General features: G+C 69.0%; 20 protein-coding genes. 6 read left to right on the top strand and 14 right to left on the bottom strand.

The window, feature by feature from the left end:
* Positions 1 to 442 precede the first annotated feature (442 nt).
* Positions 443 to 1,111 carry an NAD(P)H-dependent oxidoreductase gene (locus DFR41_RS08800; RefSeq protein WP_017759663.1) on the top strand — a complete coding sequence of 223 codons (669 nt, stop codon included), beginning with the start codon at positions 443 to 445 and terminating at the stop codon, positions 1,109 to 1,111.
* 88 nt (positions 1,112 to 1,199) lie between these two features.
* Here DFR41_RS08800 and DFR41_RS08795 read toward each other — a convergent pair whose 3' ends face one another.
* Together DFR41_RS08795 and DFR41_RS08790 are read right to left on the bottom strand one after the other, a co-directional pair.
* Positions 1,200 to 1,757 (bottom strand): DUF924 family protein, encoded by a 558-nt coding sequence (locus DFR41_RS08795; RefSeq protein WP_017759664.1) that lies wholly within the window; start codon positions 1,755 to 1,757, stop codon positions 1,200 to 1,202.
* 127 nt (positions 1,758 to 1,884) lie between these two features.
* The gene (locus tag DFR41_RS08790) at positions 1,885 to 2,898 is read right to left on the bottom strand and encodes a bile acid:sodium symporter family protein (RefSeq protein ID WP_017759665.1); all 1,014 of its coding nucleotides are present in this window, start codon (positions 2,896 to 2,898) and stop codon (positions 1,885 to 1,887) included.
* A 69-nt stretch (positions 2,899 to 2,967) separates the two neighbouring features.
* Between DFR41_RS08790 and DFR41_RS08785 the strand changes: the two genes are divergently transcribed.
* Entirely contained in the window at positions 2,968 to 3,885 is a 918-nt protein-coding gene (locus DFR41_RS08785) for a LysR family transcriptional regulator (protein WP_114802445.1), read from the top strand.
* A 30-nt stretch (positions 3,886 to 3,915) separates the two neighbouring features.
* Here the strand turns inward: DFR41_RS08785 and DFR41_RS08780 are convergent, their stop codons facing one another.
* The 12 genes from DFR41_RS08780 to DFR41_RS08725 all read right to left on the bottom strand — a co-directional run bounded on the left by DFR41_RS08780 (position 3,916) and on the right by DFR41_RS08725 (position 16,745).
* Complete coding sequence (locus DFR41_RS08780) at positions 3,916 to 4,911, bottom strand: quinone oxidoreductase family protein (protein WP_114802444.1); 996 nt, start codon at positions 4,909 to 4,911, stop codon at positions 3,916 to 3,918.
* Between the two features lie 83 nt (positions 4,912 to 4,994).
* On the bottom strand, positions 4,995 to 5,792 hold the full coding sequence (locus DFR41_RS08775; RefSeq protein WP_114802443.1) for an SDR family oxidoreductase: 798 nt from the start codon (positions 5,790 to 5,792) through the stop codon (positions 4,995 to 4,997).
* Positions 5,793 to 5,963: 171 nt separating this feature from the next.
* The gene (locus tag DFR41_RS08770; protein WP_043113652.1) at positions 5,964 to 6,887 is read right to left on the bottom strand and encodes a DMT family transporter; all 924 of its coding nucleotides are present in this window, start codon (positions 6,885 to 6,887) and stop codon (positions 5,964 to 5,966) included.
* 1 nt (position 6,888) lies between these two features.
* Positions 6,889 to 8,505 carry a gamma-glutamyltransferase family protein gene (locus tag DFR41_RS08765; protein WP_114802442.1) on the bottom strand — a complete coding sequence of 539 codons (1,617 nt, stop codon included), beginning with the start codon at positions 8,503 to 8,505 and terminating at the stop codon, positions 6,889 to 6,891.
* A 41-nt stretch (positions 8,506 to 8,546) separates the two neighbouring features.
* Positions 8,547 to 9,512, bottom strand: coding sequence for a Bug family tripartite tricarboxylate transporter substrate binding protein (locus DFR41_RS08760; protein ID WP_017761841.1), 966 nt, complete (start codon positions 9,510 to 9,512; stop codon positions 8,547 to 8,549).
* Between the two features lie 224 nt (positions 9,513 to 9,736).
* The gene (locus tag DFR41_RS08755; RefSeq protein ID WP_114802441.1) at positions 9,737 to 11,248 is read right to left on the bottom strand and encodes a tripartite tricarboxylate transporter permease; all 1,512 of its coding nucleotides are present in this window, start codon (positions 11,246 to 11,248) and stop codon (positions 9,737 to 9,739) included.
* Between the two features lie 13 nt (positions 11,249 to 11,261).
* Complete coding sequence (locus DFR41_RS08750; RefSeq protein WP_114802440.1) at positions 11,262 to 11,750, bottom strand: tripartite tricarboxylate transporter TctB family protein; 489 nt, start codon at positions 11,748 to 11,750, stop codon at positions 11,262 to 11,264.
* Positions 11,751 to 11,865: 115 nt separating this feature from the next.
* Positions 11,866 to 13,707 carry a type IV pilus assembly ATPase TfpB gene (gene tfpB, locus DFR41_RS08745; protein WP_114802439.1) on the bottom strand — a complete coding sequence of 614 codons (1,842 nt, stop codon included), beginning with the start codon at positions 13,705 to 13,707 and terminating at the stop codon, positions 11,866 to 11,868.
* Positions 13,704 to 14,468 carry a class I SAM-dependent methyltransferase gene (locus DFR41_RS08740; RefSeq protein WP_114802438.1) on the bottom strand — a complete coding sequence of 255 codons (765 nt, stop codon included), beginning with the start codon at positions 14,466 to 14,468 and terminating at the stop codon, positions 13,704 to 13,706. The genes tfpB and DFR41_RS08740 overlap by 4 nt, the downstream gene beginning before the upstream one ends.
* Positions 14,465 to 14,995: a DNA-deoxyinosine glycosylase gene (locus DFR41_RS08735; protein WP_114802437.1), complete on the bottom strand. Its 531-nt coding sequence runs from the start codon at positions 14,993 to 14,995 to the stop codon at positions 14,465 to 14,467. The genes DFR41_RS08740 and DFR41_RS08735 overlap by 4 nt, the downstream gene beginning before the upstream one ends.
* Positions 14,996 to 15,128: 133 nt before the next feature.
* Entirely contained in the window at positions 15,129 to 15,704 is a 576-nt protein-coding gene (locus DFR41_RS08730; protein WP_114802436.1) for a hypothetical protein, read from the bottom strand.
* Positions 15,705 to 15,902: 198 nt separating this feature from the next.
* Positions 15,903 to 16,745: a TatD family hydrolase gene (locus DFR41_RS08725; RefSeq protein WP_114802435.1), complete on the bottom strand. Its 843-nt coding sequence runs from the start codon at positions 16,743 to 16,745 to the stop codon at positions 15,903 to 15,905.
* 89 nt (positions 16,746 to 16,834) lie between these two features.
* Here DFR41_RS08725 and DFR41_RS08720 point away from each other — a divergent pair, with 89 nt between their 5' ends.
* The 4 genes from DFR41_RS08720 to DFR41_RS08705 all read left to right on the top strand — a co-directional run bounded on the left by DFR41_RS08720 (position 16,835) and on the right by DFR41_RS08705 (position 20,988).
* Complete coding sequence (locus tag DFR41_RS08720; protein ID WP_043113647.1) at positions 16,835 to 17,827, top strand: S1C family serine protease; 993 nt, start codon at positions 16,835 to 16,837, stop codon at positions 17,825 to 17,827.
* A gap of 90 nt (positions 17,828 to 17,917) precedes the next feature.
* Entirely contained in the window at positions 17,918 to 18,934 is a 1,017-nt protein-coding gene (locus DFR41_RS08715; protein WP_017757030.1) for an AAA family ATPase, read from the top strand.
* Positions 18,935 to 19,933, top strand: a complete 999-nt coding sequence (locus DFR41_RS08710; protein ID WP_114802434.1) for a DUF58 domain-containing protein — start codon at positions 18,935 to 18,937, stop codon at positions 19,931 to 19,933.
* A gap of 14 nt (positions 19,934 to 19,947) precedes the next feature.
* Positions 19,948 to 20,988, top strand: coding sequence for a VWA domain-containing protein (locus DFR41_RS08705; RefSeq protein ID WP_043113651.1), 1,041 nt, complete (start codon positions 19,948 to 19,950; stop codon positions 20,986 to 20,988).
* The last annotated feature ends 16 nt before the right edge of the window (positions 20,989 to 21,004 follow it).

Here is a 21,004-nt window from a genome sequence, read left to right as displayed (position 1 = left end):
GACTCGCGGCAGTTGTTTGAGCGGAGCTGCCGCAGGCAGCGCAGCGAGTTCTGCCGCGGGCCGGGTTCGCGAGCATCGCAGCGGAGTCGGCACGCAGTGCCGACTCCGCTGCCATGAGCCCACGCCGGGCTGTTCCTCGCGCGCCCGCCCTGCCCTCAACCAGGCTGGCTCCCCAAGCATCCCACCAAATCCGCCCAACTCAAACGGTCGATCCACACCCCACCCAGCAGCGCCTCAGCCAACCGGCACAAGCACGCCAAGTCCGCGGCCACCCCGAGCCTGATCCGCCGAGCCCCGACGCACTTACACCATTCGCCGCACCGCTGCTCGCCGTCACACAGACCACCGGCCACGCTCGGGATATTGAGCTGACCCAAGGCTGACATCCACGCACCCGCACGATGATCAGCGCCCTCTGAAACCACGCCTGGGAGAAGGCCCGATGAACGACCTGACGAAGCACCACCAAGACGCCACCGGCCTGCTGGACAAGCTCCAGTGGCGCTACGCCACCAAGAAGATGGACCCGGCCCAGTCCGTGCCCGCCGACAAGGTCGAACGCATCCTCGAAGCGATCCGCCTCGCGCCCACCTCCAGCGGCCTGCAGCCCTTCGAAGTGATCGTGGTGACCAACCCCGAAGTGCGCCAGCGCATCCAGGCCATCGCCTGGAACCAGGCCCAGGTCACCGAAGGCTCGCACCTGCTGGTCTTCGCCGCCTGGGACCATTACACGGCCGAGCGCATCAACCACATGTTCGACCTGGTGAACGAAGAGCGCGGCTTCCGCAATGAAGGCTGGGAGGCTTATCGCCAGAAGCTGCTGGCCGCCTACCCGGGCCGGCCCGCCGAACAGAATTTCGAGCACGCCGCCCGCCAGGCCTACATCGGTCTGGGCGCGGCCGTCATCGCCGCCGCCTTCGAGCAGGTCGACAGCACGCCGATGGAAGGCTTCGATCCGGCCGCGCTGGACGACATCCTGCAACTGCGTGCGCGCGGCCTGCGCAGCGTCGCCATCCTGCCACTGGGCTACCGCCAGGCCGACGGCGACTGGCTCGTGAACCTGAAGAAGGTGCGCCGCCCGCGCGAGCAGTTCATCACCGAAGTGCGCTGATCGCGCACAAGGCCCGCAGCGCGCTTCGACGCAGCGCTGCGGGGCCTGTGTTCAGCCTTTTCGGCTGTTCAACGGAGACGGCGGCCGCTCAACCCGCGAAGCCGCCCTCGGCCAGGAAGGCCTCCTCCTCCGGCGTGCTCTGCCGCAGGAGGATCGCGTTGCGGTGCGGGAAGCGCCCGAAGCGCTGGACGATGTCGCGATGCTCTTCGCCATGGCGCAAGGCTTCCGGCGCAAGGCGACGATAAAGATCGACCGAGCGCTGCTGGTCGGCCAGTTCTTCCGAATGCGCGAAGGGCAGGCAGAAGAAGAGCCGCAGCGGCGGCTCCACCCCCATCTCATGTCCTTGATCCAGCGCCCGGCTGGCAACGGCCCGCGCGCGCGGATCGGTCGCATACATGTGGGCCGTGCCACGGAAGGCATTGCGCGGGAACTGGTCCAGCAGGATCAGCAGCGCCAGGGCGCCCGTCGGCGTTGCAGCCCAGTCATCCCGTTCACCGCGCGCCGCCGCCAAGTGCGGCTGAAGGTAGCGGTCGAACAGCGCCGCATCGAAGGCATCGCTCTTGCGGAACCAGTTCGGCTGCGAGGCACGCCAGAAATCCACGAGGGCAGCGGCTTCGGGCGGCACGGAGGCGGAGGTCGACTTCATCGGCGGTGGCGGCCATGCAGGCTGCGGCAGGAAAGATGGCCGGCATGATGCCAGCCACGGTCCGCCCAGGCCGTCGAACCCCCGAAAGGGCCCGACTCGCAGCGACGGCTCTACAGGAAACGACCCCTCAGGCCGTCCGCGGCGCCGCAGCCGCCGCGCCATCCGCCAAAGCTGGCTCGGCCCGCCGTGCATAGCGCTGCGCCAGCACCGCGCACACCATCAGCTGGATCTGGTGGTAGAGCATCACCGGCAGCACGATCGGCCCCACCGCCGAGGCAGGAAACAGCACGTTGGCCATGGGCACGCCGCTGGCCACGCTCTTCTTGGAGCCGCAGAACACGATGGCGATGCGGTCCTCGATGGAGAAGCCCAGGCGCTTCGCAATGGTGTTGGTCACGCCCAGCGCCAGGGCGAGCAGCAGCGCGCTCACCACCGCCACGGCGATCAGAGCCGACAGCGGCAGCTGGTGCCACAGGCCCTTCACCACCGCGGCGCTGAAGGCCGTGTAGACCACCAGCAGGATCGAGCCCTGGTCCACCCACTTCAGCATCTTGGCATTGCGCTGCACGAAGCCGCCCACCCAGGGGCGCAGCAGGTGGCCCGCGACGAAGGGCACCATCAACTGCAGCAGGATGCGCCCGATGGCATCCAGCGAGGCATCGGCATGGTGGCCAGGCACCACCAGCAGGTTGACCAGCACCGGCGTCAGGAGCACGCCGAGCAGCGTCGAGGCCGAGGCACTGCAGACCGCCGCCGGCACATTGCCGCGCGCCATCGCGGTGAGTGCGATGGACGACTGCACCGTCGAAGGCAGCACGCACAGGTACAGCACGCCGGTGTAGAGCGTGGGCGTCACCAGCGGCTGCAGCAGCGGCTTGAGCGCCAGCCCCAGCAGCGGGAACAGCACGAAGGTGCTGGCCAGCACCAGCAGGTGCAGCCGCCAGTGGCCCACACCGGCCAGCACGGCCTCGCGTGACAGGCGCGCGCCGTGCAGGAAGAACAGCGCCGCGATGGCGGCCGTGGTGAGGGTCTCCATGCCGGCAGCGACGCGCCCCTGCGCGGGCAGCAGGCTGGCCAGGGTCACGGTGCCGATCAGCATCAGCGTGAAGCGGTCGGGCAGGAAGCGGGCGAGCGATTTCATGCCGCGATTGGACGCCTCGCCGCCATCAAAGGGAAATGGATTTATCTGATGGTTTTATGATCCAGCCGCATGAATGTGTCCCTGCGCCAGCTCCGCGTCTTCCTCGCCGTCGCACAGCTGCGCAACTTCAGCCGCGCCGGGCAGGAAGTGGGGCTGACCCAGCCGGCCGTCAGCCGCGCCATCCATGAGCTGGAGTCGCAGCTGGGCCTGAAGCTGCTGGACCGCACGACGCGCGAGGTCGCCCTGACCGAAGCGGGCCGGGCGCTCGCGTTCAAGCTGGCGCGCGTGCTGGACGAGCTGGACCAGTCCCTGGCCGAGGTGCGCGACCTGGGCCGACTGCGCCGCGGCAAGGTCCGTGTGGCCAGCAGCCCGACGCTATCGGCCTACCTGATGCCGGCCTGCATCGCGGCCTGCGTGCGCGAGGAGCCGGACATCCAGTTGCTGCTGCTCGACCGCATCCAGCAGGACGTGCTCACCAGCGTGCGGGCCGGCGAGGTCGACTTCGGCGTGGTGATCGAGCCCTCGGCCGACGAGGACCTGCACTCCGAGGCGATCATGCGTGACCCCTTCGTGCTGGTGCTGCCCCAGGGGCACCGGCTGGCGCGAAAGCCGGCGGTGCCCTGGTCCGCACTGGACGGCGAGCCGCTGGTGCTGCTGGACCATGCCTCGGGCAGCCGGCGGTTGATCGACGAGGCGCTCGCGCGGCACGGCGCGCAGTGCCCGGTGGCGCAGGAGCTCGGCCACCCGACCACCGTCTTCCAGATGGTGGTGGCCGGCCTGGGCATCAGCGTGATGCCGGCCCTGGGCCTGCCGCCGGGCGGGCTGAACGGCCTGCAGGTGCGGCCGCTGACGCCCAAGGTCGAACGGGCCATCGTGCTGGTCCACCGGCGCAACCGCCAGCCTTCGCCGCTGGCGTTGCGCGTGTGGGAACTGGTGCGCGCCACCGCGCGCGAGCGCGAAGCGCAGGGCGCCGTTCCCTCCGCCTGAAGTGCCCCGCGCAAGACGAGGCAGCGGCGGTCAGTCCAGCGTGAGCACGGTACAGCCGGTGGTCTTGCGCGCCTCCAGGTCGCGGTGCGCCTGCTGCACGTCCTCCAGGCGGTAGCGCTGATCCACCGGGATCTTGACCGCGCCGCTCTGCACCACGGCGAACAGGTCGTCGGCCATGGCCTGCGTGCTCTCGCGCGTGGCGATGTGGGTGAACAGCGTCGGCCGCGTGATGTAGAGCGAGCCCTTGGCGCCCAGCTGGCCGATGTTGACCGGCGGCACCGGGCCCGAACCATTGCCGAAGCTCGCCAGCAGGCCAAAGGGCCGCAGGCTGTTCAACGAGCCCTCGAAGGTGTCCTTGCCCACCGAGTCGTAGACCACCTTCACGCCCTTGCCGCCGGTGATCTGCTTGACCCGCTCGGCGAAGTTCTCGCGGCTGTAGTTGATGCAGTGGGCCGCGCCATGGGCCAGCGCCAGCTCGCACTTGGCGTCACTGCCGGCGGTGCCGATCAGCTGCAGGCCCAGCGCCTTGGCCCACTGGCACGCGATCAGGCCGACGCCGCCGGCCGCCGCGTGGAAGACCACGAAGTCGCCCGGCTGCAGGCCTTCGGCGGGCAGCGTCTTCTTGAGCAGGTACTGCGCCGTCAGGCCCTTGAGCATCATGGCCGCGCCGGTCTCGAAGGAGATGGCGTCGGGCAGCCGGCACACGCAGCGCGCCGGCATCACGCGGCGCTCGCAGTAAGCGCCGGGCGGCTGGCTGGCGTAGGCCACACGGTCGCCCACGGCGAGGTGCGTCACGCCCTCGCCCACCGCCTCGACCACGCCGGCCGCCTCCATGCCCAGCTGCAGCGGCATAGGAAAGGGATAGAGGCCATTGCGCTGGTAGACGTCGATGAAGTTCAGGCCGACGGCGTGGTGGCGGACGCGGATCTCGCCGGCGCCGGGGTCACCGACCTCGACCTCCACCAGCTTCAGTTCCTCGGGACCGCCCTGGCGGTCGATGCGGATGGCTTTGCTCTTCTGGCTCATGGGTTCATCTCCTGGATTGCCGTGCGGGATCGAAGCCGGTGCGAGGCCGTGCTCGGCTGCAAGAAGGCGCCGGCCTCTGCGGGTCAGTAGGTGCCGGGGTAGGCGCCGCCATCGGCCAGCCAGTTCTGGCCCGTGACATAGGCGGCATGCATGCTGCAGAGGAAGGCGCAGATGGCGCCGAATTCCTCGGGCGTGCCGAAGCGGCGCGCGGGAATGGTCTTCTTGCGTGCCTCGTGGATGGCGTCCACGCTCTGGCCGGTCTTCTTGGCCGCGGCGGCGGCGGTGCCCTGCAGCCGGTCGGTGTCGAAGCTGCCGGGCAGCAGGTTGTTGATCGTCACACCCTTGGCCGCGAGGCCGGTGCGCGCCACGCCGGCCACGAAGCCCGTCAGGCCGCTGCGCGCGCCGTTGGACAGGCCCAGGATGTCGATGGGCGCCTTCACCGAGCTGGAGGTGATGTTGACGATGCGGCCGAAGCCGCGGGCGGCCATGCCGTCCACGGTCGCCTTGATCAGCTCGATGGGCGTGAGCATGTTGGCGTCCACTGCCTTGATCCACGCTTCGCGGTCCCAGTCGCGGAAGTCGCCGGGCGGCGGGCCGCCGGCGTTGGTGACGACGATGTCGTAGTCGGCATGGGCGGCGAAGGCCTGGGCACGGCCCTCGGCGGTGGTGATGTCGGCCGCCACCCATTTGACGAAGGGCGCCTCGCCACTGGCCGGACGCTCGGCCTCCAGCCTGGCGGCTGCGGCCTGCAGCGCCTCGGCACCGCGCGCCACGATCACCACGTTGACGCCCTCGCGCCGCAGCGCCTGCGCGCAGCCGAAGCCCAAACCCTTGCTCGCGCCGCACACCAGCGCCGTCTTGCCTGCGATTCCCAGATCCATGTGAAGAAGACTCCTAATTGAATGCCGCGCCGGACCGGCCGGACGGCCATGGGGCGCAAGGGTAGCGGAGCCGGGCGATCCGTGCTCGGCGGAGGGGAGTGCCTGTACGGCCCGCGGGACCGACAGGCGTCGCGGCACGCGCCTGCGCCCCGCACGCAACGACCTGCCCGCTCAGGGGCGGGTGAAGACGAAGATGCCCGCCAGAACCAGCGCGGTGCCGGCCGCGATCCACACGGTGAAGGGCTCGCCCAGCAGCACCACACCCATCAGCAGCGTGGACATGGGGCCGATCATGCCGGTCTGGGCCGCCACGGCCGGCCCGATGCGCTCGATGGCCATCATCACCGCCAGCACCGGCACGGCCGTGCACAGCGTGGCGTTGAGCACCGAAAGCCACACGACCTGAGGCGCCACCTCCAGCACCGTGCCGACGGGCCGCAGCACCAGGTACTGGCCGATGCACAGCAGGCAGGCCACCGTCGTGGCCAGACCCACCAGCCGCAGCGAGCCCAGCCGCTTGACGAACTCGCCGCTCCACACGAGGTAGATCGCGTAGCTGATGGCGCTCAGGAAGACGAGGAAGGCCCCCCAGGCCGTCGCACCACCCTGCCCCAGGCCCAGTTCGTGGCCGAAGACCAACATGACGCCCGCATAGCTGATGGCCGCGCCCAACAGCTGTTTGCCGCGCACCTTCCGGCGGTACACCGCCCAGCCGAACACCATCACCAGCGTGGGGTTGAGGTAGAGGATCAGCCGCTCCAGGCTGGCCGAGATGTAGGCCAGCCCGGCGAAGTCGAGGAAGCTCGCCAGGTAGTAGCCCGTGAGCCCCAGCCCGAACACGCCCAGCCAGTCGCGGCGCGAGAGCGGCGGTTTGCCCCGCCCCGCCCACCACGCCATCACCGCGAACAGCGGCAACGCGAACAGCATGCGCAGCATGATCAGCGTCACCGCGTCCACGCCGTAGCGATAGGCCAGCTTGACGATGATCGCCTTGCCACTGAAGGCGATGGCACCGAACACCGCCAGCAGCAGGCCGGTGCCCATGCCGGCGCGGGCTTTGGGGGAAACGGAGGAAGACGCCGCGCCGCTGCTCATCTCACCAACCGGCGGCGAGGCCGTCGCGTCGCGGATCGCTCGCGATCACGTAGCCCTCGGTCTTCGGATCGCCCATGCGCCAGATGAACTGGCCGGCGCCGAAGTCCTGGTACGAGTCGTTGATGACATCGATCTCGTGGCCCATGCCGCGCAGGCCGTCGACCACGGCCGGGCGCATGGCCGACTCCACGTTGATGTTCAGCCCGGCGTTGAAGCGCCAGCGCGGCGCATCGCAAGCGGCCTGCGGATTCTGGTGATGGTCGATCATGCGCACCAGCGTCTGCATGTGGCCCTGCGGCTGCATATTGCCGCCCATCACGCCGAAGCTCATCACCGGCTGGCCGCCTTGCGTGAGGAAGCCCGGGATGATGGTGTGGAAGGGCCGCTTGCCCGGCGCCACCTGGTTGGGGCTGCCGTCCTTCAGGCTGAAGCCGTGGCCGCGGTTCTGCAGGCTGATGCCGAATTCCGGCTCCACGCAGCCGGAGCCGAAGCCCATGTAGTTGCTCTGGATGAAGCTGACCATCATGCCGTTCTCGTCGGCGGCGGTGAGGTAGATGGTGCCGCCCTTGACCGGATTGCCGGCCTGGAAGTCCTGTGCGCGGTGCATGTCGATCAGTTTGGCACGGCTCGCCAGGTAGGCGTCATCGAGCATTTGCTCGGGGGTCACCGTCATCGACGATGGCTCCGACACGTAGCGGTAGACGTCGGCGAAGGCCAGCTTCATGGCCTCGATCTGCAGATGCTGGGCCTGGGCCGAGTCGATCGCCATGTCGGCGATGTCGAAGTTAGACAGGATGCCCAGCGCGATCAGCGCCGCGATGCCCTGGCCGTTGGGCGGGATCTCGTGCAGCGTGTAGCCGCGGTAGTCCTTGCTCACCGGCTTGACCCACTCGGGCTTCCAGTTGGCCAGATCGGCCGTCGTCAGGCTGCCGCCGTTGGCCGCCGAGAAGCGGGCCAGCGCCTCGGCGATCTCGCCGCGGTAGAAGGCCTCGCCACGGGTCTGGCCGATGGCGCGCAGCGCGCGTGCCGCGGCCGGAAAGCGGAACAACTCGCCCACCTCGGGCGCGCGGCCCCAGGGCATGAAGGTCTGCGCGAAGCCGGGCTGGTCGTGCAGGATCGGCGTGGCCGCGGCCCACTTCTGCTGCACCACGGGCGGGATCAGGTAGCCGCGCTCGGCGACCTCGATGGCCGGCACCATCAGGTCGGCGAAGGGCAGCTTGCCGAAGCGCTCCGACAGCGCCGCCCAGGCGCCCACGGCACCTGGCACGGTCACCGAATCCATGCCGCGCATGGGTGGTGTGGTGCCATCGGCGCCATGCTTGCGGCGGAAATATTCGGGCGTCCAGGCCGAAGGCGCGCAGCCGGAACTGTTCAGGCCATGCAGTTGCTGGCCGTCCCACAGGATGCAGAAGGTATCGCTGCCCAGGCCGTTGCTCACCGGCTCCACCAGCGTCATGACAGCCGCGGTGGCGATGGCCGCGTCCACCGCATTGCCGCCCTGGTGCAGCATGCGCAGGCCGGCCTGCGCGGCCAGCGGATGGGAGGTCGACACCACGTTGCGGGCGAAGACCGGGATGCGGGTGGAGGGATAGGGGTTGCCGTAGTCGAAGCGCTTCATGGTGATCTCCTGCAAAGACGGTTGTTGTGGGTCGAAGGCGATCAGTCGTTGGTGATCTTGCGCTCGACGATGATCTTCTTCCACTTGGCGGCGTCCTGCGCCACCATGGCCGAGAACTGGGCCGGCGTGCTGGTCATGGGCTCGATGCCCAGCTTGTCGAGCTTTTCGCGCACCTCGGGATCGGTGATGGCCTGCGCCGCGGCGGTGTTGACGCGCGCCACCAGGTCGGCCGGCAGGCCCTTGGGACCATAGAGACCGAACCAGGTCACCGATTCGAAGCCCGGCAGCGTATCGGCCACCGGCGGAAGATCGGGCACCAGTGGGCTGCGCTTGAGTGAAGTCACGGCCAGCGCGCGCAGACGCCCGTCGCGCACGAAGGGCAGACCGGTGGGCAGCGAATCGAACAGCAGGTCCACCTTGCCGCTCATCAGGTCGGGCATGGCCAGGGCCGTGCCCTTGTAGGGGATGTGCGTGACGAACACGCCGGCCATCGACTTGAACAGCTCCGCCGTCAGCTGCACCACGGTGCCGTTGCCGCTGGAGGCGTAATTGAACTTGCCGGGGTTCTTGCGCGCCAGCTCGATCCATTCCTTCACGCTGCGCGCGGGCGAGCTGTTGGGCACCAGCATGATGCTGGGCGCATTGCCGACATGGGCGATGGGCGTGAAGTCGCGCACCGTGTCGTAGGGCAGCTTGGGGTTGATGGATGGGCCCACCGAATGCGTGCTGGTGGTGGCCAGCAGCAGCGTGTAGCCGTCGGCCGGGGCCTTGGCCGCCAGGTCGGAGCCGATGGCGCCGCCCGCGCCGGGCTTGTTGTCCACCACCAGGGCATTGCCGAGCTTCTCGCCCATCTTCTGCGACAGGGTGCGGGCGAACAGGTCGGTGGCGCCGCCCGCCGGAAAGGGCACGATCAGCCGGATGGGCTTGGACGGATAGCTCTGCGCCAGCGCGGCGCCGGCGGGAAGCAGCGAGGCCGAGGCGGCCTGCAGGAAATGTCTGCGTTGCATCGTCAAGCACGAAGAAGAGGGAACGGTGGGTGGCGGTCGGCCCGGCGACCGCGCGGCGCCGATTGGAACGCTTTCCGCACTGATGAGGAAATGGATTTGGTTGATGAATTCATGCAGCCCATCTATGAATCGCGCTGCACTGGCCCGCCCAAAGAAAAACGGCACCCGAAGGTGCCGTTCGTTGGTGCAAGGGGCGTGCCGCTGGCCGCACGCCGCCGCCCACGTCATTCTTCGACGAAGGCTTCCTCGCGCTTGGACTTGACCGAGGGCAGCAGCACGATCACCAGGAGCAGCACCGCCATCAGCAGCAGGCCGGCCGAAATGGGCCGCGTGACCAGCACGCTCCATTCGCCGCGCGACAGCAGCAGCGCGCGGCGCAGGTTCTCTTCCATCATCGGCCCCAGGATGAAGCCCAGCAGCAGCGGCGCCGGCTCGCAACCCATCTTGATGAAGGCATAGCCCACGATGCCGAAGATCGCCACCATCCAGACGTCGAAGGTGTTGTTGTTGGTCGAGTACACGCCGATGGCGCAGAACAGCACGATCGCCGGGAACAGCCACTTGTAGGGGATCGACAGCAGCTTGATCCACATGCCGATCAGCGGCAGGTTCAGGATGATCAGCATCAGGTTGCCGATCCACATCGAGGCGATCAGGCCCCAGAACAGCTCGGGGTTGCTGGTCATCACCTGCGGGCCGGGCTGGATGTTGTGGATGGTCATGGCACCGACCATCAGCGCCATCACCGGGTTGGGCGGAATGCCCAGCGTCAGAAGCGGAATGAAGGAGGTCTGCGCACCGGCGTTGTTGGCCGACTCGGGACCGGCCACGCCGCGGATGTTGCCCTTGCCGAACGGGACTTCGCCCGGACGCGGCTTGAGCTTCTTCTCCAGCGTGTACGACGCGAAGGAGGACAGCAGTGCGCCACCGCCCGGCAGGATGCCCAGGGCCGAGCCCAGCGCGGTGCCGCGCAGCACGGCCGGCGTCATGCGCTTGAAGTCTTCCTTGGTGGGCCACAGGCCCTGCAGCTTGGCGGTGAAGATCTCGCGGTCTTCCTCGGGCTTGGCCAGGTTGGAGATGATCTCGCCATAGCCGAACACGCCCATGGCGATGGCGATGAAACCGATGCCGTCGGTCAGCTCCGGAATGTCGAAGCTGTAGCGGGCCACGCCCGAATTCACGTCGGTGCCCACCAGGCCCAGCAGCAGACCCAGCACGATCATGCAGATGGCCTTGAGCAGCGAGCCGGAGGCCAGCACCACGGCGCCGATCAGGCCCAGCACCATCAGGCTGAAGTATTCGGCCGGGCCGAACTTGAAGGCCAGCTCGGTCAGCGGCGGCGCGAAGGCCGCCAGGATGAGCGTGCCCACGCAGCCGGCGAAGAAGGAGCCCAGGCCGGCGGCCGCGAGGGCTGGCCCTCCGCGCCCCGCCTTGGCCATGGCATGCCCGTCGATCACGGTCACCACCGAGGCCGATTCCCCTGGCAGGTTCACCAGGATGGCGGTGGTCGACCCGCCGTACTGCGAGCCGTAATAGATGCCGGCCAGCATGATCAGCGCCGCCACCGGCGGCAGTGCGTAGGTCGCCGGCAGCAGCATGGCGATGGTGGCCACCGGGCCGATGCCGGGCAGCACACCGATCAGCGTGCCCAGCAGGCAGCCGACGAAGGCGTAGATCAGGTTCTGCAGCGTGAAGGCCGCGCCGAAGCCGATCGAGAGGTTGGTAATCAGATCCATGGGGTTGCGCCGATCAGCCGGTGATGAACGTGGGCCAGACCTGGAACTGCAGCTTCAGGCCGACGATGAATGCGAGATAGCTGCCCACCGCCAGGATGGTGCCGAGGATCAGCGCCAGCTTGAGCGAGAACTCGGCGCCAGCCAGGGCGGCAATGATCACCAGCGCGTAGATGCCGATGATCAGCCCCATGGCCGGCAGGCCGATGCTGGGCAGGCCACCCAGCAGTACGCCGAACACCAGGTTGGCCGCAATGATGAACACCAGCGGCTTCCAGGCGATCTTGCCGATGGGCTCGCCGTCCACCGTTTCCACGGTCAGCGAACCGAAGATGACGACGAGGCCGAGGACGGCCAGGACGATGCCCAGCATGAGGGGGAAATACCCCGGACCCATGCGCGCCCCACTGCCCACGGTGTAGGTCGTGGCGCCCCAGGCGAACCCGGCCCCGACCAGCGTGAACATGAGGCCCGCGAAAAAGTCCTTCTGACTTTTGATCTTCACGAACGGTCTCCACACAAAAATGAGTGGGCGGATTTTTGGTCAGCCACCAGTCAGCTTTGATGTGGATTCCACCTAACCTGAGTTCAGGGTTAGCCCGGGGTTGCCCCGGTCGCGATCAGCTTTTTTCCTGCAGGGGCGGCGTGGCCGCGAGCACTTCGGCCACGGTCGTGAGGCCCTCGGCCACGCGCAGCAGGCCCGCCAGGCGCAGCGGCCGCATGCCGTCGGCCACCGCCTGCCGGCGCAGCGCGCCGAGGTCGGGCGCCTGGCCCAGCAGGCCACGGAAGCTCTCGCTCACCGTCATCAGCTCGTACAGGCCGGTGCGGCCGCGATAGCCGGTCATGCGGCATTCGATGCAGCCCACGGGCTTGTAGGCCCGCACGGTGCCGCCGCTCACGCGCCAGGGCGCGGCGAGTTCGTCGAGCGTCTCGCGCGTGACCGTGTCGTCGGGCTGCTTGCAGTGCGGGCACAACGTGCGCACCAGGCGCTGGGCCATCACGCCCAGCAGCGTGGCGTTGACCAGGTAGGCCGGCACGCCCAGCTCCATCAGGCGCGAGATGGCGCTGGGCGCATCGTTGGTGTGCAGCGTGCTGAACACCAGGTGGCCGGTGAGCGCGGCCTGCACCGCCATCTCGGCGGTGTCCAGGTCGCGGATCTCGCCCACCATGATGATGTCCGGGTCCTGGCGCATGAGGGCGCGCAGCCCTTCGGTGAAGCCAAAGTCCAGTTGGTGCTGCACCTGGGTCTGGTTGAACGAGGGCTCGATCATCTCGATCGGGTCCTCGATGGTGCTGACGTTGACCTCCTCGGTGGCCACGCGGCGCAGCGTCGAATACAGCGTGGTGGTCTTGCCCGAGCCAGTCGGCCCGGTCACGAGAATGATGCCGTGCGGATGCGCGACGAGCGACTTCCAGCGCGCCGCGTCATGGGTCGAGAAGCCCAGAGCGTCCAGGTCCTTGACCACCGTGTCGGGGTCGAAGATGCGCATCACCATCTTCTCGCCGAAGGCGGTGGGCAGCGTCGACAGGCGCATCTCCACCTCCTCGTGCGCCGCGGTGCCGGTGCCGGCGGCCTCTGCACCGGGCAACGCCGGACGCAGGCGGCGGGTCTTGATGCGGCCATCCAGCGGGCGGCGCTTCTCGACCACGTCCATACGGCCCAGCAGCTTGATGCGGGCGATCATGGCGCTCATCACCGTCAGCGGCATCTGGTAGGCCGGATGCAGCACCCCATCGATGCGGAAGCGGATCACGCCCTGCTCGCGCCGCGGCTCCAGGTGGATGTCGGAGGCGCGCTGGTCGAATGCGTACTGCCACAGCCAGTCCACCACCTGCACCACGCTCTGGTCGTTGGCGTCGAGCTGGCGGTTGCTGCGACCCAACTCGACCAGCTGCTCGAAGCTCGTGGCCGCCGCCTGCCCGCCGGCCTTCTGCGCGGCCCGCACCGAGCGCGCGAGGGCGAAGAACTCGGCCGTGTAGCGATGGATCTCGATCGGATTGGCGACCACGCGCCTCACCTGCCGACGCGACTGGCGCTCGACCTCGGCCACCCAGTCGGCGATGAAAGGCTCGGCCGTCGCCACGATGACCTCGGTGGGCCCGACCTGCACCGGCAGCACCTTGTGGCGCTCGGCATAGGCCGCGCTCATCACGTCGGCCACCTTGCCCACGTCCACCTTGAGCGGATCGATGCGCAGGTAGGGCAGGCCCGCGCGGCCGGCCAGCCACTCGGTGAGCCGCTCCAGGTCGAGCGGCCGCCCGTCCGCGGCACCGGTGATGGCCACGTTGGCCAGTCGCACCAGCGGATGCTGGCGGCTCTCGGCCTGGGCGCAGCGGGCGATGGTGCGGTCGGCCTCTTCGCGGCTGATGACGCCGTCCTGCGCCAGCCACTCCACCAGGGTGCGCAACACCACCGGGCCTTGATGGACGTTCGGCATGCCGGCGTGTGCGGATCGCGTCATGGCTGCAGGGGTTTGAACACGCGCAGCCACTTGGGCGCCGGCAGGCCCCAGCGCGCCGAGACCGCCTCGGCCTGCTGGGCCAGCCGTTCGCGCTTGGGGCGGGATGGCGTCCGCTGGGCCAGCACGATGGTGTTGCCCTCGCGCGTGGGCTTGAAGGCCCACAGCGCATCGGCGCCGAAGGCGCCGGCGATCTTCTCGACGCTGCGGTCGTAGCTGGAAGAGCGGCCGAAGAGGTTGACCGTCATGCAGCCATCCTCGGCCAGCACGCCGCGACAGTCGGCATAGAACTCGGCGCTGTCGAGCACCGGCGCGGCCGCCTCGTGGTCGTACAGGTCGACCTGCAGCGCATGCACGCTGCCCTGCCACTGAGGCTGGCGAACCTCTTCGGCGGCATCGGCGATCACGACCTGGAGCTTGGCGTCGTCCTGCGGCAGCTTGAACCAGCCGCGGCAGGCGGCCACCACGGCCGGATTCAGCTCGATGGCCGTGGTACGCATGCGCAGCTGCTTGCGGCAGAACTTGGTCAGCGAGGCCGCGCCCAGCCCCAGTTGCATGGCATGGCGCTTGGCCACCTCGGACGGCTCGACGAAGAGCAGCCAGGCCATCATGCGCTGCACGTACTCCAGCTCGATCTCGAAGGGCGCGTCGATGCGCATGGAGCCCTGCACCCACTCCGTGCCCAGATGCAGGTAGCGGATGTCGCCCCAGTCCGAGAAGTTGACCTCGGGCAATTCCTGTGGCTTGCTGCGGCGGGCCTTCATGCGCAAAGCCCGTGTCGTGCGAAGACCTCGCGCCAGGCCTCGGTCTTGCGTGCCAGGCTCCAGGCAGCATGGGCCGGGCTGGTGGAGGGCAGGCGATGGACGACCACGCCCCTCATGCCCAGCCGCATGGCCTGGGCATGGCTGGCGGCGCCGTTGTGGGCGACGCCTTCTAGGCGGGGAAGATCGAGCTGGCGCAGGTCGTTCGGCTCGGCGTCGCGGATGGCGGAATCCAGGCTGCCTGTGCGCCAACAGCGTGCGTACACGTCCCACAGCCCCAGGCCTCGGTCGAGGATCCACCGGCAGCGCCCGGCATAGTCGTGAGAAGGCGGAAGCGGCTGCTCGGGCCAGAGGGCTTGCAAGAGTGTCCAGAGCTGGTTGCGGGGGTTCGCATAATACTGCCGCCTCTCGAGCGAGATGCGGCTCGGGAAGCTGCCCAGGATCAGCAGCCGGGTGTGGGCGGCGACCACGGGCGCAAGCCCTTCCAGGAGCGGCGACTCGGGTTGGGACGAAGAAGACGACACCGGCATGGCGCCATCATCGCGCGGTCGGCTGCGGCTTCCAGGGCCGCCATGCGAAAGAGCCCGCCGAAGCGGGCTCTCTGCCATGGGCCGGGTGGGCCGCCGATTCCGCGGGATGCGGGGCTCGGCGGCACTCACCCCATTACTGCTTGCCGGCTGCCTTGGCCGCTTCGTTCTGCTCGGTACCGGGGATCTTCTCGCCGATCTTGTCGCCGGCGGTGCGCATGCCGTCGGCCGTCTTGTGGGCCACGTTGGCCGTTGCATCGCCGGCCTTCTGCACGCCGTGCTTGGTCGCGCTGTAGGCCTTCTTGGCACCGCTCTCCGTGGCGTCGACGGCCTTGCCGCCCACTTCCTTCGTCTTGCGGTAGGCCTTCTTGGCGCCGCTTTCGGTGGCATCGACCGCTTCGCCGCCGACTTCCTTGGTCTTGCGGTAGGCCTTCTTCGCGCCATGCTCGGTGGCGTCGGCCGCCTTCTCGGCGGTGTTCTTGGTGGCGTGATAAGCCTTCTTGGCGCCGCGCTCGGTGGCGTCGACGGCCTCCTTGCCGGTTTCCTTGGCCCGCTCGGTCAGCGTCGGTTGTGCCGTCGCAGGCATGGCCGGCGTCGTCGCGGTGGTGGTCGTCGTGGTCGTGGCGCTGGTCTGCGCGACCGCCGGCAGGCCGATGGCGGCCAGGGCCACGATCAGGGCAGCAGGAAGGGCGCGGAGGTTGTACGTTGTCATCGGAATCGCTCCTTTGGAGATGGGCCGCCTGGGGCAGCCCCGGTTGGGGACACACGGGGTGGTGCCCCCGTATGGCCTGCAACGGCAGGCCGTGGCCAAAGGATGACACCGAAGAACGCCTTGCAATCGCTGGAACGCCATGTTGCGACCTCCGCCTACGAAGCCGTATCGGCCGCGTCCGACAGGGCGGCAAGCCCTTCATCCCCCGAGGGGCATCAATGGAGCCAGTCGGGGCACCGCAGCCACGGCATTCCGGGTGGTGGCCTCGGCCACGGCACCGACCGTCAGGCCGCGCAGTTCGGCCAGTACCTGCGCGATGCGGGGGACTTCCGCCGGCTCGTTGCGCCCCTGGGGCAGGCCGGCTTCGCGCGCCTCCCGGGTCTGGTAGAGCCAACGGGGCGGGATGTCCGGCGCATCGGTCTCGAGGACGAAGGACTCCAGCGGCAGTTGCACCGCCAGGTCGCGCAGCCGGGTCGCCCGCTCGAAAGTCATCGCGCCGCCCAGCCCGAGCTTCAGCCCAAGCGCCAGGCATTCCTCGGCCTGCTGGCGGCTGCCGACGAAGGCATGGGCGATGCCGCTCCATGGTCGGCCGCCGCCCACCTCGCGCAGCTGGCGCAGCACCTTGTCGACAGAGCGGCGCACATGCAGCAGCACCGGCAGTTGCCGCTGCCAGGCCATCTGAAGCTGACGCCGGAACAGCCGCTCCTGCGTCAGGCCGTCGAGGCCGGGCACGAAATAGTCCAGCCCGATCTCACCCACCGCCACCAGACGCGGATCGTCGGCGTGGCGATCCAGCGCACCTTCCAGGGCCGCGAGCGCCGAATCGCCGGCCCCCGCGGTGCACAACGGATGGATGCCCAGCGCATAGGCATCCTGTTGCGCATGCGCCAGTACCCGCACGGCGTCGAAATTGGAGGCGGACACGGCCGGGATCAGGCACAGCGCCACGCCCGCCTGCCGCGAGCGCGCATGCACCTGCGGCGCCTGCGCACCGAATTCGGGCGCATCCAGGTGACAGTGGGTATCGATGAAGACCGCCATGCGGGGAGATCATGCCGCAGGGGCTGCAAAGCGGTACGAAGCGTGCTAGGGTGACCCCACCCCTGCATCACTTTTCCGGAGGTGCATCGATGCGCAGGCCCGCCCGCTACAGCCCGTCGCCCCCTCGTCCCGTTGCCGAGGACGAGCCGATGTCCTCCCCGTTGCCGCCAGCTGGAGGGGAACGCCACGCCCCCTCGCCTGGCCCGTCCGCCCGCCCGGCGGCATGGCAGCCGGGCCGCCGCGCCGTGGCGGCCCTCACGGTCGCCGTGCTGGCCCTGGGTGCCACCAGCGCCTGGCTGTGGCAGCGCCCGACCGCCGGGTTCCAGCTGACGCAGAAGGACATCGACGCCGCCGTGCTCAAGACGCTGCAGACGCAGACGCTGCCTTCGCAGGCGACGCGCGCAGCGGACACGATCCGGCCCTCGGTGGTCCGCGTCGTGAGCTACGGGGAGGAAAAGGAGACCCCCGCCGCGCGGACCGAGAAGCGCGGCCGCAACATGGCGCGCGGCAAGCCGCCCGAGGCTTCGGGCCCGCCCGGCGAGGTCGAGCGCGGTATCGGCACCGGCGTGGTCATCGTCGACAAGGGCGTGATCCTGACCAACCTGCATGTGGTCGCGGGCGCGCAGAAGATCAAGGTGACCTTCTTCGACGGCCTGGAATCCGTGGCCACCGTGACCGGCGTGCAGCCCGAGAACGACCTGGCCGTCCTCCAGGCGCAGAAGATTCCCGACGACCTGATGGCGGCCACCATGAAATCGACCGCCGACCTGCGCCCCGGCGATCAGGTCGCGGCCGTGGGCTTTCCCTTCGGCATCGGACCCTCGGTCTCCGCCGGCGTGGTGTCCGGGCTCAAGCGCTCCTTCCAGTCGCCGGAGGGCAGGCAGGAGCTGTCCAACCTGATCCAGTTCGATGCGGCGGCCAACCCCGGCAACTCCGGCGGCCCGCTGATCAACATGGACGGCGAGGTGCTCGGCATCGTCACCGCCATCCTCAACCCGACGCAGCAACGTACCTTCATCGGCATCGGCTTCGCGGTGCCCATCGAGAACGCCGCCTCGGCGGTGGGCTCGCCGCCCTTCTGACGCTGTCCGCGCCCAGCGCCAGCCTGCGCGGCTGGCATCGTACTGACCCATCCATAGACCGCCGCCTACCGACCGTCCACCGGAAGCCTCATGACCACACCGACCGCCCTGCCCGACACCGCCGCCACCACCGCCGAGCTGATGGAACAGATCCTCTACCAGGTCAAGCGCGTGGTGGTAGGCCAGGACCGCTTCCTCGAACGGGTGATGGTGGCCATGCTGGCCGGCGGCCACCTGCTGGTGGAAGGCGTGCCGGGCCTCGCCAAGACGCTCACCGTCAAGACGCTGGCCGACACCATGCGCGGCAGCTTCAAGCGCATCCAGTTCACGCCCGACCTGGTGCCGGCTGATCTGGTGGGCACGCGCATCTACAACCAGAAGACCGGCGACTTCTCCACCTCGCTCGGCCCGGTCTTTGCCAACCTGCTGCTGGCCGACGAAATCAACCGCGCGCCGGCCAAGGTGCAGAGCGCGCTGCTAGAGGTGATGCAGGAACGCCAGGTGACCATCGCCGGCGAGACGCACCGCGTGCCGCGCCCCTTCCTGGTCATGGCCACGCAGAACCCCATCGAGACCGAAGGCACCTACCCCTTGCCCGAGGCCCAGGTGGACCGCTTCATGATGAAGGTGCTGGTCGACTACCCCACCGACGACGAGGAATTCGTCATCGTCCAGCGCGTGATCGGCGAGAAGCTGGAGGCCGCGCCGGTGGCCACCATCGAGCAGCTGGCGGCGTTGCAGGCCCAGTCGCGGCAGGTGTATGTCGACCCATCGCTGATCCAGTACGCGGTCAAGCTGATCTCCGCCACGCGCAACCCCGAGAGGTTCGGCCTCAAGGACACGCGCCGCTTCATCACCTTTGGCGCCAGCCCACGTGCCACCATCGGCCTGGCCGAAGGCGCACGCGCTCTCGCCATGCTGCGCGGCCGGGCCTACGTGCTGCCCGAGGACATGAGCGACCTGGTGCCCGATGTGCTGCGCCACCGCGTGACGCTGTCGTACGAGGGCTTGTCCGAAGGCCTCACGCCCGATCTGCTGATCGAGAAGATCATGCGCGCCGTGCCCGCGCCCCCGCGGCCGCTCGAACACGACAAGCTGGTGGCCTGAATGAAGCTGTGGCGCCGCAAGCCCGCCGTCGCGCCGGCGGCCAACGACCCGGCTCCCGAGGCCGGAGCGGCCGACCGCCTGCTGCGCCGGCTGGAGTGGACCGTCATCCGCCGCCTCGACGGCCTGCTGCAGGGCGACTACCGCACGCTGATGCGCGGCACCGGCCTGGACCTGGCCGACCTGCGCGAATACCAGATGCACGACGACGTACGCCACATCGACTGGAACGTCACCGCGCGCCAGCAGGTGCCGCACGTGCGCGTCTTCACCGAAGACCGGGAGATGGCCGCCTGGTTCGTGCTCGACCTCAGCCGCTCGGTGGATTTCGGCTCCGGCCCCAAGGCCAAGCGCGAGATCTCGGCCGGCTTCGTCGGCGTGCTCGCGCGGCTGCTCACGCGCCATGGCAACCGCGTGGGGGCGCTCGTCTATGGCCACGACCTCGAGGCTGTGCTGCCCCCGCGCAGCAGCCGAACGCATGTGCTGCGGCTGCTGCACGAGATGGAGCGCCGTGCGCATGCCGCAGCGGACGCCAAGGCGCCCCACCGCGGCATGACGCGCCTGGCCGACATGCTGCAGTCGGCCGCAGGACTGATGCCCCGGCGCAGCACCGTCTTCGTCGTTTCCGACTTCCTCACGGAGCCCGGCTGGGAGAAGCCCCTTGCGCGCCTGGCCCAGCGCCACGAAGTGGTGGCCGTGCGCCTGTTCGACCCCCTGGAGCGTGAACTGCCCGACCTGGGCCTGGTGCCGCTGGCCGATGCCGAAACCGGCGAGCAGGTCTGGGTCGACACCCACGATGCGGCCTTCCGCCGCCGCTTCGCCAGGCTCGCCGCGGAGCGCGAGGAAGCCCTGCGCGAGGCCCTGGCCAACGCCGGCGTCGATGCACTGGAGCTCTCCACCGCCGACGATCTGGTCGAAGCCATCGTCCGATTTGCCGACATGCGCCGTCGCCGGGTGCGCGCGACCGGCGCGCCGCCACGACGGGCTGGAGAACTGCGATGAATGCCACGCTGCCCCTGACCTTCCTCTGGCCGCAGTTCCTGTGGCTGCTGCTGCTCGTGCCCGCGCTGATCCTGCTGTACGTGTGGCTGATCCGGCGCAAGAAGAAGCTGGCCGTGCGCTATGCCAGCCTGTCCATCGTGCGCGAGGCGCTGGGCGTACGGCAGTCGCTGCGCAGGCACCTGCCGCCCGTGCTCTTCCTGCTGGCGATCACGGCCATGCTGCTCGCCGCGGCCCGCCCGCTGGCGGTGATCACGCTGCCCTCCAACCAGCAGACCATCATCCTGGCGATGGACGTGTCGGGCAGCATGCGCGCCGAGGACGTGAAGCCCAACCGCCTGGTGGCCGCGCAGGAAGCCGCCAAGGCCTTCATCAAGGACCTGCCGCGAAACGTCAAGGTGGGCGTCGTGGCCTTCGCCGGCAGCGCGAACGTGGCGCAGTTGCCCACCACCAGCCGTGACGAACTGGTGGCGGCCATCGACTCCTTCCAACTGCAGCGTGCCACGGCGACGGGCAATGCCATCGTGGTGTCGCTGGCCACGCTATTCCCGGATGCCGGCATCGACATCGCCGACTTCGGGCCGCAGAGCCGGCAGCAGGGCATCTCGCTGGATCGCGCGGGGCGCAAGCCGGCCGAGCCGTTCAAGCCCGTGGCGCCGGGCTCCTACTCGTCGGCAGCGATCATCATGTTGACCGACGGCCAGCGCACCACCGGCGTCGATCCGCTGGACGCCGCCAAGGCCGCGGCTGATCGGGGGGTGCGCGTCTACACGGTGGGCGTGGGCACGGTGGATGGCGAAACCATCGGCTTCGAAGGCTGGTCGATGCGCGTGCGCCTGGATGAGGAGACGCTCAAGGCGGTCGCCAACCGGACCGCCGCCGAGTACTTCTACGCCGGCACCGCGCAGGATCTGCACAAGGTCTACGAAACCCTCAGTTCGCGCCTGGCGGTGGAAAAGAAGGAAACCGAGATCTCCGCGCTCTTCGCCATTGCGGCGGCCGCCCTGTCGCTGTTGGCGGCCGGACTGTCGTTGCTCTGGTTCAACCGGATTCTGTAAGCCTTCCAGCGTCGCG

The sequence above is a fragment of the Pseudacidovorax intermedius genome (assembly GCF_003350475.1).
Lineage (GTDB): Bacteria > Pseudomonadota > Gammaproteobacteria > Burkholderiales > Burkholderiaceae_C > Xenophilus > Xenophilus intermedius.
The sequence above is the reverse complement of the archived record's forward strand: the minus strand, read 5'-3'. Positions and strand labels throughout refer to the sequence as shown.